The following is a 14357-nucleotide window of genomic DNA, read 5'->3' on the forward strand; positions in this document are numbered from 1 at the left end:
GGGTTGGCATGATACCCGCTCTCGATGACTGGATAAAGGCTGAATTGAACAAAATCTGAACAACTAATTCGTTATCGCCAGCGGTTTGGTTTGAACGGTCAAAGTCAGGAAACCGCCGTCAAGCCTGCAACGCTTGAGTGTTTTACTCGGGCGAATGGAAGCTCAGGCTGTAGTTCACCGCTTTGGGGCCTGGGTCGAGAATGTCCAGCGCGATGTGGATCGGCGTTTGCGGCGGCATTTCGGACAGGCCTTCGAGATCGCCGTTGAGGTACTCGCCGGGCTTGAAGCGACGGCTGGCGATCAGGTGGCCGTTGAGGTCGGCAAAGCGCAGCTCCAGCAGCGGGAACGGCTGGGAGAAGGGCGCACGGTTATAAATGATGGCATCGACCACCAGCGCCCCGTTGAAGTCCGGGTGGCTGCGGACCACCAGATTGCTGCTTTTGACTTTCGCGATGTCGACCTTGGACGGCACTGTGCAACCGATGTGCGGGCACAGTTGCTGGAACCACGGACGATACTGGTCCTGGCGCGCCAGTTCGTCGAAGTGGTAGGCGACGTACTGGCCAACGAGGCCGGCGGCACCGATCAGGATCAGCAGCAGCCAGAAAAAGCGCCGACCCCAGGGGGAGCGGCGTTTTTGCCAATCCAGTTGCAACGGATCGTCGGTCAGGTCCTGTAGCACTTCAGCGCGCATGGCCGGTTCGCTGCGTTCGCGTCGCTTGCGCAGGGGCTCGACGGAGGGCAGGTCATCTTCGATCTCATCGTCATCGGTTTTCGCCGACAGGCTGCCAAAAGGGATCGGGGCGTCGAGCGGGTCGTGCAGGCGCAGCTGCTGTATCTCGGGCTCATCGTCCAGTGGCACGGGCTCCATGGACAGCGAAGGCTCGGTGCGCGAGTGTTTGCTTGGCTCGATCGTCGGTTCGACCATCGGTGATGGCGTCTGCGCGTCGGCGGCTTGCGCACGATCGGCGGCCGACTCACTGAAGAGACTGTCGGGCCAAGGGGCTTCGTCGTGTTCGGTGCTGTCGCGACGAGCACTGAGGCTGTCTTCGCGGGGGTGACCGAACTCCGTCGTCGGCTGGATTTCCCGCTGTTCGAGCCGGGCGAGTTCTTCGTCCAGGTCCAGGCTGTCCAGGTCCATCTCGGCCGCGGTCCATTGCTTTTGGCTGATGGCCCGCTGCACGGGCGGTTCTACGGGCGCCGATGCAGCCGGTTTTACCGCTTCCTTGCCGGCCCGTTGCTCAAGCAACTGCCTGGCGGCGTTGAACACCTGCAAGCACGAGCCGCAACGAACCACCCCACGGGCCACGCTCAACTGAGCGTGGCTGACGCGGAAGCTGGTTTGGCAATGCGGGCATTGGGTGACGAAGCTATCGGTCATGCGGCAATCCGGTTTATGCAGGCGCTCATTCTAGCGCCGACGGCCAGTGATGCGTACCCAGCCGTCGCGATTGGCGATCGGATCCAGATCGAAGTCCCGGGCATAGGCAGCGGCAACCTCTTCGCCCTGTTCGGCGAGGATACCCGACAGTGCCAGGCGACCGCCGGACTTGACCAGGCTGGACAGTTGCGGCGCCAGGGAAACCAGCGGGCCGGCGAGGATATTGGCGACCAGTACGTCGGCTTGAACCTGCGGCAAATCTTCCGGCAGATAGAGCGGGAACAGCTCGTCGGCAATGTTGTTGCGTCCGGCGTTGTCGCGGGAGGCCTCCAGGGCTTGCACATCGATATCGGTGCCGACGGCTTGTTTGGCGCCCAGCAACAGGGCGGCAATCGCCAGAATCCCCGAGCCGCAGCCGAAATCCAGCACGTTGCAGTCTTTCAGGTCCTGGCCATCGAGCCATTCCAGGCACAGCGCGGTGGTCGGGTGAGTGCCGGTGCCGAACGCCAGGCCCGGGTCCAGCAGCAGGTTCACCGCGTCAGGCTCAGGGGCGGCGTGCCAGCTCGGGACAATCCACAGGCGCTGGCCGAAGCGCATCGGCTGGAAGCCATCCATCCAGCTGCGTTCCCAGTCCTGGTCTTCGATCACTTCGCTGTGATGCTCGGGCAGCGGGCTGCCGGTCAGCAACTCCAGGTGGGCCAGCACGCTGGCGGCGTCAGTGCCGCCTTCGAACAAGGCCAGCAGGTGTGTGTGCGACCACAGCGGGGTGGTGTTGAGTTCCGGCTCGAAGATCGGCTGATCTTCGGCGTCCATGAAGGTCACCGATACGGCGCCCACTTCAAGGAAAGCGTCTTCGTAGGTTTCGGCTTGTTCTGGGCTGATGGCGAGACGGACTTGCAGCCAAGGCATGGCGGGCACCTTTGAAAAATATAGATTGCAGCCTAGCGGGCTGCGAGAAGCGCGCAAGTTTACGCGAGCGCGCGGCAGAAGACGACCGGGTTGCCATCCAATAGCGGAGACGTCGGTATCTGTGGCGAGGGAGCTTGCTCCCGCTGGAGCGCGAAGCGGTCCCAAAATGGCAGATACGGCTCTGTCTGACACAACTCGGATGAATGGTCTTGCGGCTGCTGCGCAACCGAGCGGGAGCAAGCTCCCTCGCCACAAGGTTTCCGGGCGGCATCTCCAGAAACAACAAAGCCGCCCGAAGGCGGCCTTGTCATGTTCCGGCTGAAGCTTAGTGCTTCTCGCCAGCCAGCTTGTGCTCGAGGTAGTGAATGTTCACCCCCCCTTTGCAGAAGCCTTCGTCACGGGTCAGATCACGGTGCAGCGGGATGTTGGTCTTGATCCCGTCGACAACGATCTCGTCCAGCGCATTACGCATGCGCGCCATGGCTTCGTCACGGGTTGCGCCGTAGGTGATCAGCTTGCCGATCAACGAGTCGTAGTTCGGCGGAACGGCATAGCCACTGTACAGGTGCGAATCGACGCGAACGCCGTTGCCGCCTGGTGCGTGGAAATGCTTGACCGTGCCTGGGCTCGGCATGAACGTTTTCGGGTCTTCGGCGTTGATCCGGCATTCCAGCGCGTGACCGCGGATGACCACGTCATCCTGGGTGAACGACAGCTTGTTGCCGGCGGCGATGCTGAGCATCTCCTTGACGATGTCGATGCCGGTGACCATTTCCGATACCGGGTGCTCTACCTGGACACGAGTGTTCATCTCGATGAAGTAGAAGCGGCCGTTCTCGTACAGGAACTCGAAAGTGCCGGCGCCACGGTAGCCGATGTCGATGCAAGCCTTGACGCAACGGGCGAGGACTTCCTCGCGCGCGTTCTCGTCGATACCCGGTGCCGGCGCTTCTTCGAGAACCTTCTGGTGACGACGTTGCAGCGAGCAGTCGCGGTCGCCCAGATGGATGGCGTGGCCCTGACCGTCGGAAAGCACCTGAACTTCCACGTGACGTGGGTTGGTCAGGAATTTTTCCAGATAGACCATCGGGTTGCCGAACGCTGCGCCCGCTTCGGAGCGGGTCAGTTTCGCCGAGGAGATCAGGTCTTCTTCTTTGTGCACCACGCGCATGCCACGACCACCGCCGCCGCCAGCGGCTTTGATGATCACCGGATAACCGACTTCGCGACCAATGCGCAGAGCGGTTTCTTCGTCTTCAGGCAGTGGGCCGTCGGAGCCCGGAACGGTTGGAACGCCAGCGGCGATCATGGCGTGCTTGGCCGATACCTTGTCGCCCATCAGGCGGATGGTATCGGCTTTCGGGCCAATGAACGCGAAACCGGAGTTCTCGACCTGTTCGGCAAAGTCGGCGTTTTCCGCAAGGAAGCCGTAGCCTGGGTGAATGGCGGTAGCGCCGGTCACTTCAGCAGCGGCGATGATGGCCGGAATGTGCAGGTAGGAGTGAGCGGCGGAGGCCGGACCGATGCAGACGGATTCGTCTGCCAGGCCCAGGTGCATCAGCTCTTTGTCGGCCTTGGAGTAAACGGCGACGGTCTTGATGCCCATTTCCTTGCAGGCACGCAGAATCCGCAGGGCGATCTCACCGCGGTTGGCGATCAGAACTTTTTCCAACTTCGCAGTCATCAAAGGCTCTCCGCGATTCAAACGATGGTGAACAGCGGTTGGTCGTACTCAACCGGCTGGCCGTCTTCGACGAGGATGGATTCGATCACACCGCTGGCTTCAGCTTCGATGTGGTTCATCATCTTCATGGCTTCGACGATGCACAGGGTGTCGCCTTTCTTCACGGTCTGGCCAACTTCAACGAAGGATGGCGAGGACGGCGAAGATTTGCGATAGAACGTGCCGACCATCGGCGAACGGGCAACATTGCCGTTCAGCGTTGGAGCCGCTGGAGCCGCAGGCGCAGCGGCAGCAACCGGAGCGGCGGCAGCAACTGGAGCCGGTGCCGGCGCATGCATCGGAGCCGGTGCATAGTACTGCTGAGCCGGCGTCTTGCTGTGACGGCTGATGCGTACGGACTCTTCGCCTTCCTTGATCTCAAGCTCGTCGATGCCGGACTCTTCCAGCAATTCGATCAATTTCTTAACTTTACGGATATCCATGAATCATCAACTCCCAAGGGTCGGTCAGGGGCGTTTAACGCTTGTTGTTCAAGCCGTTGCCTGTCTTTCAAGCTGCTCTAGTGCGGCCTCCAGGGCCAGTCGATAACCGCTGGCGCCAAGGCCGCAGATCACTCCCACCGCTACATCGGAGAAGTAAGAGTGATGGCGGAAAGGTTCGCGTTTATGCACGTTAGACAAATGCACTTCGATGAATGGGATGCTCACCGCCAGCAGCGCGTCACGTAACGCGACACTTGTATGCGTAAAAGCTGCTGGATTGATCAGAATGAAGTCCACACCTTCGCCGCGAGCAGCGTGGATGCGGTCAATCAATTCGTACTCGGCGTTGCTTTGCAGGTAAAGCAAATGGTGGCCGGCATTGCGCGCCCGCTGTTCCAGGTCCTGGTTGATTTGTGCCAGGGTGGTTGCACCATAGACGCCCGGTTCCCGGGTGCCGAGCAGGTTCAGGTTAGGGCCGTGCAAAACCAATAGGGTCGCCATCTGCTGCTCCTTTGTGATCCGTGTGCAATTGTCAGAACCCGGCGACTATGCCGCAAAGACTTTGTGACTGTCCAGTTCTATGCAATAGGCAGCACGATGGCCGATGTTTGCGCGAAATATGTGACCGGGTGATTAAATCCGGTCATTTGCTTTCGCAACACGTTCGGCGAAGTCCGTGGCGTTTATCTCGCCGATCACTCGCACATCGGTGCGTTCGACGCCGTCCCTGCCGAAAAACATCAGCGCCGGAGGGCCGAACAGCTTGTAGCGGTCGAGCAGGGCGCGCTGTTCGGTGTTGCTGGCGGTGATGTCGAAACGGATCAGTCGATAGCCTTTGAGACGTTCGACGACGTTGGCATCGTTGAGCACTTCGTGTTCGATGACTTTGCAACTGATGCACCAGTCGGCGTACCAGTCGAGCAGCAGCGGCGTGCCGGAGGATTTGGCTTCGGCGAGGACGCGATCCAGTTCGGCTGGAGTGCTGATGGTTTGCCAGGTGCTGGCGATTGGCGCTTGCTGCTCGTTGCTGGCGACGAGGCGCGGCTGGCCAATGGGGTTGAATGGATCGGACTGACCGCTGAACGCGCCGTACCAACAGGCCAGTGCATAAAACAGCAGAAACATCCCCAGCAATTGCCCCAGGCGTTTTCTCGGCGGCTTATAGACAAACTCCAGCGCGCCCATGAACAAACCGACGCCACCGGCGAGCAAGCCGATCAACAGTAAAGTGATCTGGCCTGGCAATACTCGGCTGAGCAAACCGATCGCCAGCCCCAGCAAGAGCACACCAATCGCGTTTTTCACGTAGATCAGCCACGGCCCGCTTTTCGGCAACCAGGCCGCGCCGCCAGTCGCCACCAGCAACAGCGGTGCGCCCATGCCCAGGCCAAGCATGAACAGTTTCAATCCGCCGCCCAAGGCATCGCCGCTGGCGCTGATGTACAGCAGCGCACCGGCCAGGGGAGCCGAGACGCAGGGCGAAACCAGCAGGCTCGACACCACGCCCAGCACCGCCGCGCCCCACAGTGAGCCACCTTCGGTGCGCCCGGCGATCCGGTCCAGGCGGCTGCTGATGGCGTAGGGAAGTTTCAGTTCGAACACCCCGAACATCGCCAAGGCAAACACTGCGAAAAACATCGCGAACGGCACCAGCACCCAGGCCGATTGCAAGCGCGCCTGAAGATTAAGCTGTGCGCCGAACATGCCCATCAATGCACCCAACAGGGCGAAGCAGATGGCCATCGGCAGCACATAAGCCAGCGACAGGTTGAAGCCACGTAAACCGCCAATCTGCCCGCGCAGGACTACCCCGGAGAGGATCGGCAGCATCGGCAGCACACAGGGGGTGAAGGTCAGGCCGAGGCCTGCGAGGAAGAACAGCGCCAGTTCGCGCCAGCCCCAGGCTGTGGTCGTGGCACCGCTGCCATCAATACTCAGGCGCTCGGTCTCGGGCGGGTAGCACAGGCCTTTGTCGGCGCAGCCCTGATAGGTCACGGCCAGCGTAAAGGCGCGGGAATCGGTGCGCGGCAGTTCTACATCGAGAATGCCGTGGTAAACCTCGACATCGCCGAAGTATTCATCGTGCTTTTGTTCGCCCTTGGGCAGTTGAGCCGCACCGAGGCCAACGTCGGCCGGATCTGCGCGAAACTGGAAGCGATGGCGGTAGAGGTAGTAACCCTCGGTGGCGACGAAACGCAGCTTGATCGATTGCGGCGTACTTTCTACCAGGCTCAACTGAAAGGCTTCGCGTACCGGCAGAAAGTCGGCGCTGTTGTTGATCGAACCCAGGGTGGAACTGGGGCGACTGTCCAGCAACCCGGCGGCGGAGGCCGGGAGGGCGAGCACTAAAAACAGCAGGCAGAGCAAACGGCGCATGACAATCTCGCGTATTGGAGGTGCGGGCATGATAGCTGAGTGTGCAATGTATGCGACTACGCCGATCTCCCGTAGGCGCTGCCAAAGGCTGCGATATTTTGACTTTGATCTTCAACGCTCGATCCACCGCCAGGATCAACATCAAATGATCGCAGCCTTCGGCAGCTCCTGCAGGGAGGTGTTTCAGTCAGGCTTCGGGCTTACTTTGTTGGTTGATCGCTGGAGTGTTTACACAAGTTGATTGTTACAGGGGTGTAGTGGTTACTGTTGGTATGTCGAAACAGCGTGCTGCTGTGATACTCGTAGACTTCCTGGTTGGTCGATACATTGATAGTTGAACCTTGGATATCGACCTTTATGGCTGGATCTCGGGTGACTAAAAACGGACCAGCGGTCTTGAGTTCAGACGCTATTTGCTCGTTGGATGTCAGTTCGCGATAGACATAGTATCGATAGCTGAACGGTACTGTTGCTCCGCCTCGATCATCCTTGACGCCGTAGATGAAGCCGTTTTCGCCAAGGGGCAGTTTGAGTACTACATCGGTCAGCACCGGGTTGCCGGAAGACATGAGCCATGTCCAGCCGATGTAAGCCAAGCATACAGCTAGCAGGGAGGAGGCGACGATTGTGTATGCAGTGTTTTTAGTAGTTCCTGAAACGGGCATACCTGACTCCCTTCTTGATCCATTCCTGATCCGCAGGATCATCGCCAAAAGGAGCCTCGCTCCACCAGCTTCCAAATTCTACTTTTGTCGTTTTTGCCTGTGTCTGGGCAAGGCCGGCGGCACGTAACAGAACATTCTCGGAAAACCCCGCAGCAATCCCGGTCGCGCCGTAATTGAAATTGCCAAAGGCTTCATAGTCAGGGGATAGCTTTTTGTAGTCCCAAGGGCCGCGATTTCTGACTTGGCTATAGAACCAGGAGTAAATGAATGCGGATCCCTCTTTCAAAACTTTTTTCTTGTGGAAGGCAATGGCCATGTTTTCCTCCACAGATACGCCTGGGGGCGACGTTGGAACTATCACGGGGCACTCCTGTGCACGCTCGATTGATTGAAGCGCTAAACTCTAGCATCAAAACGATGACTAAAAGCACCGTATAGATAAGCAGGAGTTTTCATACAAAAACTCAGGTGTCGATAATCTTGCTCGTTGGTAGCGTTCAGGCCCGAGCCCTTAAACCCGAAATGCCTGCACCGCTGTATGCAACTGCCCACCCAATGTCAGTAAATGTTCGCCTTGGCTGCGCCCTTCACCAATCCTCAGCAAGTTATCCCCACCCAATTGATGAATCCGCTCACTGTGATCACGGATTTCGCTGACAGCGCCGCTCTGCTGGGCAGTGACATCGGCGATGCGCACGGCGGTGTCGGAAATGGTCTGGATCGCTCCGACGATTTTATCCAGCGCACCGTCGGCGGCCTGGGCCTGGTTGGCCGTGGCTTCGGCGTGTTCGACCTGGGCGCGCATGCCTTCGACCGATTGTCGCGCGGCGGTTTGCAGGCCGGCGATCAGTGTCTGAATCTCGGCGGTGGCACCGGCGGTGCGCTGCGCCAGTGAACGAACCTCTTCGGCCACCACCGCAAATCCCCGGCCCATCTCCCCGGCGCGGGCCGCCTCGATGGCGGCATTCAGCGCCAGCAGGTTGGTCTGGTCGGCAATCGAGCGAATCACCGTCAGCACGCCGCCGATAGTCGCCGACTCTTCGGCCAGATGTTCGATCATCTGCGCGTTGCCTTGCACTTCACCCACCAGCGCATGCAGCCCGGTGAGGCTCAGGCCGATGACCTTCTGACCATGCTCCACCGCCAGCCCTGCATGACGACTGGCGTCCGCGGCCTGGCTGGCATCACCGGCGACTTGTTGAATCGTTGCTTCGAGTTCACCGAGAGAGTCGCGGATCAGCGCGGTGTCGCCGGCCTGATGCTCGGCGCCGCTGTGCAGGTCATTGCTCAATTCGGCCAGCGTCCGGCTGCTGCCGGCGACTTGCTCGGCATTGAGGCGAATGGTCCCCACCAGGTCGACCAGATAGGCACGCAAGCGATTGAGCGAAGCTTGAATGTCATGCAGTTCGCGGTTGGTCGCACCCAGTTGAATGTCGCGACTGAAGTCGCCCTCGGCCCAGATCGAAAGGGCTGGTGCCAGATTGGTCAGGGTTCGGGCCAGGCGTCGCTGCAAGGTATCGATGAGCAAGGCGATCAGCAGAATCAGCCCGATCATCACGCCCTGCATCAGCCGCACTTCGCCCTGGATTTGCCCGTGCTGGGCGCGCACTACCGGTTCCAGCCCGGCGATGGCCTGCTGCACGGCGGTGATTTTCAAGTGAGTCGCGGCGCCGAGGTCGGCGCGTTTCTGGATCTGTTCGCGCGTACGTGCCAGTTCAGTCGGGTAGCGGGTGAGCAGGCTGTTGAGTTCGCGCTTGAGGCTGACGCCGGCGTCTTCGGCGACGGCTTTCTCGGTGTTCTCCAGGCCCATCATGGCGGAGAAGTCATCGGTGTTCGATTCACTGCTGGCAGTCACCCCCAGCAGCGGCAAGCTGTTCAATTGTTCAGCCTGAACGCGGATGCTGGCGACTTCGCGCTCGACATCGGCGGCCAGTTCACTGCGCCCGCTGCTGACCAGTTTGTCCCGGGCCAAAGACAACTTGCCCAGATGCTGGGAAGCTGCGAGCAAAGGCGTCAGGTACGCCGCGTTGCCGTTGGCGTACTGGCTGAGCTGATCGAGGCTGGCACCGAGCTCGCGTTCAGCTTGCAACAGCAGGGCTTGTGGATCGCCGGCGAGTTTGCCGGCAGCCAGCAGGTCCGTCTTGCTGAACTCTTCCAGGCTCGACAGGCTGGGGTGCAAGGTATCGGCCAGGGGCGGAGGTAATTCGCCGAGCTCCTTTTGCAGGTTGTCGATGGTCTGGCTGGCGCTGCTCAGGCGCAGGGCATCGCCGCTGGCCAGGTAATCCTCGACGTTGCGCGCCACTTCATTTTGAAACTGCTGGGACAGGCCCAGGTAACGCTCCATCAACAGATAGGGGCGTTCCAGGGCTTTTTGCGACCACCAGAGGGTCGCGCCGAGGGCCACGCACACGGCGACCAGAAGGAGGGTATTGAGATTGGTCAACAGCTTCAGGCGCATTGCGGACTACCAACGGCAGAATGGTAAGTGCCTGAAGTTATTGCGTTTCTGTTACAGCGTTATGACCGAATCGGTCGATTCCGATGAAAAAGTGGCACTTTGCTTTGACTCCCGCGCGGCTTGCACGCGGTTGCGTCCGGCGTCCTTGGCGCGGTACAGCGCCTCGTCTGCCTGTGTGGCCATCATCAGGCTGTCGGAGCCTTCGTGCAGTTCGACGACGCCGGCACTGAAGGTGCACCAGAGGTCCTGGGGCTGCGCGGGGTAGTGAATTTCGGCAAAGCGCTGACGGATTTCATCGAGCACCTTGTAGGCCGATTCAATATCGGTGTCCGGCATGACGATGGCGAACTCTTCACCGCCGTAACGGCCGATGAAGTCGCTCTTGCGCAACCGTTGCTTGAGGAACAGCGCCAGGCTCTTGATCACCCGGTCGCCCATGGGATGGCCGTGGCTGTCGTTGACCCGTTTGAAGTGGTCGATGTCGAGCATCGCAAAGCTCAGCGGCTTGTTTTCGCGACGGGCACGGAATGAACAGTCTTCGAGCAGCTGCAGGATATGGGTGTGGTTGTACAAGCCAGTCAGGCTGTCGCGCACCATCCGCGCTTTCAGATTGCGCGCCCGCGCCGCGCGGTTGCGCACGGTGGTGATCAGGTGGCGCGGCTTGATCGGTTTGGTCAGGAAGTCGTCGCCGCCCTCACTCATGGCGTCGAGCTGCTTGTCCAGATCGTCTTCGGCCGACAGATAAATGATCGGCACGCTGACATAGCGGTCGTTATGGCGGATCACCTTGGCCAGTTCCGTACCGGTGCAGGCCGGCATGTACATGTCGAGGATGATCAGGTCCGGCTGGAAATCCGCCAGCTCGGCCATGGCCTGGATCGGTTCGATCAAGGTCCGCGTGACGATCCCGGCGCTGTTGAGCAGGCGTTCGGTGTGCAAGGCCTGTGCGCGGGAGTCGTCGATGATCAGCACTTTATAAGGTTCGTACTGGGCGACGCAGGTCAGCACTTCGATCTTTTCCAGCAGGCTCGAGGCTTCGAGGGTGCCGGTGAGAAACTCCTGGCCGCCGGCGCGCACGGCGGCGAGGCGGGTCGGGGTGTCGGTTTCGTGCAGGCTGAAAAACAACAGCGGCAAGGGCTGCTCCAAGCCTTGCTGGGCTTCGGCCGCCAGTTTCAGGCCGATGCCGGCGCCGCTGAAGTCGACGTCCATGACAATCGCCGCCGGTAAGCGCTCGACCATCGAGGCGCGGAACGCGGCGACGCTGTCGAGGGCTTGGGCGCTGAGCCCGAAGAATTCAAGTTGCTTGGCCAGCCGTTCGGCCCGGTCGTGATCCTGCAGCATCACGTAGATCGGTTTGCGCAGCGGCGGCAGGAAGGTGTGTTCGAGCTGATCGCCATGGCGCAGGCCGGTGCGGGACAAGCGCTGCATCAGGCGGTTGAGGTCAGTGATCAATCCGCTGCTCAGGCGTCCGCGATTGGCGTCGACGGCCTCCAGCGACTGGCCGATATGACGGGCCAGCAGGGTGTGTTCCGGTTGTTCGAAACGTTCGGCAAAGCGCAGCAGGCGCAGATTGGCCTCGCTCAGCTCCGACAGGTCGGTGATGGACCATTCATTGCGTTGCAGACGTTGCCATATCTCAAGAATCTGACGTGCCTGATGAATTACCCGCTGGGCAAAGTGGTGCTTGAGGCGCTCACGGCTGGGGTCTTCTGGCTCGGTCATATCCTGACTACTAGTTAGGGTGCATGCTGAGATCGACTGGTGGCTCTATGCTAGCATCTCTTTTCAATTGCATGAGTGTCCTGCGTCAATAATCTGCAAAGCGACATCATTCAGTTCCCGACCGACTGGTCGCATAGGCTCAAGGCTGTGCTTCATTTATAGTGATGGCTTCGATTGCAGTCATTGTATGGCTCGCTGTGTCCCGCAGGATTTAATGCGCGGCAAATAAGGCACGATGGCGTAGGGTTGTAGTCGAACCGATGAACTCAAGTGATTGAAAGGATATCGCCATGCTGGACTGGAAGAACCGCACGGGCAGCGCGCCTGAGCGTGCCGCTGAACCGAAATCGGCCACCCGCAGTTATTTTGGTGGCCTGTTGTTCAGCCGGGCGCTGGCCACTCTGATTTGCCTTTACTTGTTGGTGGCTATCGCGCTGGGCTGGTACTGGAGCCAGGAACCCGCGCTGTTCCCGGTTCAGCAGAATGCCCAGATGGCAGCTGAGAAAGAAGGTAAGCAGATGGTGGTCGGGTACACCACGGTGGAAACCCTCAAGACCGTCGCCGGTACCTTGCTGACCAAACCGGGTGGCTATATTTCCAACGACCGTTTCCCGCCGGGCCTGTGGATGGACAACATGCCGAGCTGGGAATATGGCGTGCTGGTCCAGGTCCGCGACCTGAGCCGTGCGCTGCGTAAAGACTTCGCCCGTTCCCAGTCGCAGTCCGCCGAAGACGCCGATTTGGCCAAGGCCGAGCCGCGCTTCAACTTCGACAACAAGAGCTGGGTGTTGCCATCCAGTGAGTCCGAGTATCAGGAAGGCATCAACTCCCTGAGCCGCTATCAGGCACGCCTGTCGGGGCCTGACCAGAAGAGCGCGCTGTTCTACGCCCGCGCCGACAACCTGAACAACTGGCTGGGTGATGTAGGGACCCGTCTGGGCTCGCTGTCGCAACGGCTGTCGGCCAGCGTTGGTCGGGTCAAGCTCAACACTGCGCTGAAAACCGAAATCCCGGCGCTCGGCCAGGTGCCGCAGGTTGACGAAGAAGTCGTTGAAACCCCGTGGATGCAGATCGATAACGTGTTCTACGAAGCCCGTGGTCAGGCCTGGGCATTGTCCCATCTGCTGCGCGCCATCGAAGTCGACTTCGCCGATGTGCTGGCGAAGAAAAACGCTACGGTCAGCGTGCGCCAGATCATCCGTGAGCTGGAGGCTTCGCAAGAGCCGGTCTGGAGCCCGATGATCCTCAACGGCAGCGGCTTCGGTGTGCTGGCCAACCACTCGCTGGTCATGGCCAATTACATCTCCCGGGCCAACGCCGCGGTGATCGACTTGCGTCAACTGCTCAATCAGGGCTGAGTCATGGTAGATAGCGCTAAAGAGGCCGCCCACCGCGCGGCCTCCGATGCCGAACAGATCGCCTGGGTCGACGAGCGGGACAACCTGCTCGGCGCCCTGGTGCGCTCCGACCTGCGTGAGCGTGGGCTGATCGGGCGCGGCACCTACATCATGCTGTTCAATTCTGCCGGTGAGCTGTGCGTTCACCGGCGCACCCTGAGCAAGGCGATTTATCCCGGTTATTGGGACGTGGCGGCCGGCGGCATGGTGCTGGCCACCGAGACCTACGCCGAATCGGCGGCCCGTGAGCTGGAAGAAGAGCTGGGGGTGAGCGGTGTGGAACTGACCGCCCACGATCACTTTTTCTTCGAGGACACCGGCAACCGGCTCTGGTGTTCGGCGTTTTCGGCGGTGTGGGACGGCCCATTGATCCTGCAGCCGGAAGAGGTGCTGGAAGCGCGCTTTATCCCGATCGATCAGGTCCTGCTGGAAATCCAGCAAAAGCCGTACTGCCCGGACTCTTTGGCAGCCCTGAAGCGCTATCTTCGCGCCCAAGGGGATGACGTCGCAAAAGAGCTGTAAATTGGCGCCGATTGGCTCTTAGCAAGTCGGCTTTTTGCCGTTACACTGCGCGACCTTTTCAAGCTGAACCGGCAGTGCCCGGCTCAGTAGCGCTGCCCCTGCCTGAGTGGGGCTTCGCGGTCGATAACCTTGCCCAAGGTTGCGATCAGTCTTTGTCCTCCCAAGAGGATTGCCGGTGGCCAAAAAAGCCGCATCCTTCGCCGCCCTTGGTGGCCTGGTATTTTCCACCGACGCAGGTCGTCATTGCCCGGAATGCAGTAAACCGGTGGATGCCTGCATCTGCAAACAAACCGTTATCCCGGCCGGCGACGGCATCGCTCGCGTGCGACGCGAAAGCAAGGGCCGTGGCGGCAAGACGGTGACGACCATCACCGGCGTGCCGCTGGCCGAAGACGCGCTCAAGGAACTGGCCACCACGTTGAAGAAACGTTGTGGGACCGGTGGGGCGTTGAAAGACGGGATCATCGAAATCCAGGGCGATCATGTCGAGCTACTCTTGGCTGAGCTGATCAAACACGGTTTCAAAGCGAAGAAGTCCGGCGGCTAGCAGCCTCTGTGAAAACCACCCGCGGCTTGATCCAGTCCTGATTTCATTCTGGTCTGGCGTCGTCTCCATGGTTTTCACAGAGCCTGTTCATGACCGGTTTCTAAACTCACTGCGGTCAGCGAGGTCTACCCCCTCGTTGACGAAACGTCATTTTCATTCTTTAGACTGCGCCGGCCTGAACTCAAGGCGACGCTCTATGACTTCTTTATAGGGG

13 protein-coding genes are annotated in these 14357 nt (G+C 60.1%); 3 read left to right on the forward strand and 10 right to left on the reverse strand.

Annotated elements, in window-relative coordinates; all coding sequences use genetic code 11:
* Window positions 1-142: 142 nt before the first annotated feature.
* From AC07VO_RS05390 to gcbA, 10 genes are all read right to left on the reverse strand, one after another.
* On the reverse strand, window positions 143-1381 hold the full coding sequence (locus AC07VO_RS05390; protein WP_086944044.1) for a DUF3426 domain-containing protein: 1239 nt from the start codon (window positions 1379-1381) through the stop codon (window positions 143-145).
* 30 nt (window positions 1382-1411) lie between these two features.
* Complete coding sequence (prmA, locus tag AC07VO_RS05395) at window positions 1412-2290, reverse strand: 50S ribosomal protein L11 methyltransferase (protein ID WP_018928423.1); 879 nt, start codon at window positions 2288-2290, stop codon at window positions 1412-1414.
* Window positions 2291-2615: 325 nt separating this feature from the next.
* Entirely contained in the window at window positions 2616-3974 is a 1359-nt protein-coding gene (gene accC, locus AC07VO_RS05400; RefSeq protein WP_018928422.1) for an acetyl-CoA carboxylase biotin carboxylase subunit, read from the reverse strand.
* Window positions 3975-3991: 17 nt separating this feature from the next.
* Window positions 3992-4456, reverse strand: coding sequence for an acetyl-CoA carboxylase biotin carboxyl carrier protein (gene accB / locus AC07VO_RS05405; protein WP_018928421.1), 465 nt, complete (start codon window positions 4454-4456; stop codon window positions 3992-3994).
* A 48-nt stretch (window positions 4457-4504) separates the two neighbouring features.
* Complete coding sequence (gene aroQ / locus AC07VO_RS05410; protein ID WP_007937215.1) at window positions 4505-4957, reverse strand: type II 3-dehydroquinate dehydratase; 453 nt, start codon at window positions 4955-4957, stop codon at window positions 4505-4507.
* Between the two features lie 132 nt (window positions 4958-5089).
* Window positions 5090-6832 (reverse strand): protein-disulfide reductase DsbD, encoded by a 1743-nt coding sequence (locus AC07VO_RS05415; protein ID WP_018928420.1) that lies wholly within the window; start codon window positions 6830-6832, stop codon window positions 5090-5092.
* Window positions 6833-7032: 200 nt separating this feature from the next.
* Window positions 7033-7497: a hypothetical protein gene (locus tag AC07VO_RS05420; RefSeq protein ID WP_086944043.1), complete on the reverse strand. Its 465-nt coding sequence runs from the start codon at window positions 7495-7497 to the stop codon at window positions 7033-7035.
* Window positions 7475-7813: a polymorphic toxin type 44 domain-containing protein gene (locus tag AC07VO_RS05425; RefSeq protein ID WP_086944042.1), complete on the reverse strand. Its 339-nt coding sequence runs from the start codon at window positions 7811-7813 to the stop codon at window positions 7475-7477. Before AC07VO_RS05425 ends, AC07VO_RS05420 begins: the two co-directional genes overlap by 23 nt.
* 195 nt (window positions 7814-8008) lie before the next feature.
* A complete protein-coding gene (locus AC07VO_RS05430; RefSeq protein ID WP_086944041.1) occupies window positions 8009-9955 on the reverse strand; it encodes a methyl-accepting chemotaxis protein in 1947 nt (648 codons plus the stop codon).
* Window positions 9956-10006: 51 nt separating this feature from the next.
* Entirely contained in the window at window positions 10007-11677 is a 1671-nt protein-coding gene (gene gcbA / locus AC07VO_RS05435) for a diguanylate cyclase GcbA (protein WP_018928418.1), read from the reverse strand.
* 290 nt (window positions 11678-11967) lie between these two features.
* Here gcbA and AC07VO_RS05440 point away from each other — a divergent pair, with 290 nt between their 5' ends.
* The 3 genes from AC07VO_RS05440 to AC07VO_RS05450 all read left to right on the forward strand — a co-directional run bounded on the left by AC07VO_RS05440 (window position 11968) and on the right by AC07VO_RS05450 (window position 14143).
* Window positions 11968-13035: a DUF2333 family protein gene (locus AC07VO_RS05440; protein ID WP_064616066.1), complete on the forward strand. Its 1068-nt coding sequence runs from the start codon at window positions 11968-11970 to the stop codon at window positions 13033-13035.
* A gap of 3 nt (window positions 13036-13038) precedes the next feature.
* Window positions 13039-13596, forward strand: coding sequence for an NUDIX hydrolase (locus tag AC07VO_RS05445; protein WP_018928416.1), 558 nt, complete (start codon window positions 13039-13041; stop codon window positions 13594-13596).
* A 175-nt stretch (window positions 13597-13771) separates the two neighbouring features.
* Complete coding sequence (locus AC07VO_RS05450; protein WP_007914613.1) at window positions 13772-14143, forward strand: translation initiation factor Sui1; 372 nt, start codon at window positions 13772-13774, stop codon at window positions 14141-14143.
* Window positions 14144-14357 lie beyond the last annotated feature (214 nt).

Source organism: Pseudomonas sp. GW821-FHT03E01 (genome assembly GCF_059420765.1).

Coding starts and splice junctions, on each gene's coding strand:
- AC07VO_RS05440 (WP_064616066.1), top strand. CDS start 11,968: ATGCTGGACTGGAAGAACCGCACGGGCAGCGCGCCTGAGCGTGCCGCT.
- AC07VO_RS05420 (WP_086944043.1), bottom strand. CDS start 7,497: ATGCCCGTTTCAGGAACTACTAAAAACACTGCATACACAATCGTCGCC.
- prmA (WP_018928423.1), bottom strand. CDS start 2,290: ATGCCTTGGCTGCAAGTCCGTCTCGCCATCAGCCCAGAACAAGCCGAA.
- AC07VO_RS05425 (WP_086944042.1), bottom strand. CDS start 7,813: ATGGCCATTGCCTTCCACAAGAAAAAAGTTTTGAAAGAGGGATCCGCA.
- AC07VO_RS05390 (WP_086944044.1), bottom strand. CDS start 1,381: ATGACCGATAGCTTCGTCACCCAATGCCCGCATTGCCAAACCAGCTTC.
- AC07VO_RS05415 (WP_018928420.1), bottom strand. CDS start 6,832: ATGCGCCGTTTGCTCTGCCTGCTGTTTTTAGTGCTCGCCCTCCCGGCC.
- aroQ (WP_007937215.1), bottom strand. CDS start 4,957: ATGGCGACCCTATTGGTTTTGCACGGCCCTAACCTGAACCTGCTCGGC.
- accB (WP_018928421.1), bottom strand. CDS start 4,456: ATGGATATCCGTAAAGTTAAGAAATTGATCGAATTGCTGGAAGAGTCC.
- AC07VO_RS05430 (WP_086944041.1), bottom strand. CDS start 9,955: ATGCGCCTGAAGCTGTTGACCAATCTCAATACCCTCCTTCTGGTCGCC.
- AC07VO_RS05445 (WP_018928416.1), top strand. CDS start 13,039: ATGGTAGATAGCGCTAAAGAGGCCGCCCACCGCGCGGCCTCCGATGCC.
- gcbA (WP_018928418.1), bottom strand. CDS start 11,677: ATGACCGAGCCAGAAGACCCCAGCCGTGAGCGCCTCAAGCACCACTTT.
- accC (WP_018928422.1), bottom strand. CDS start 3,974: ATGACTGCGAAGTTGGAAAAAGTTCTGATCGCCAACCGCGGTGAGATC.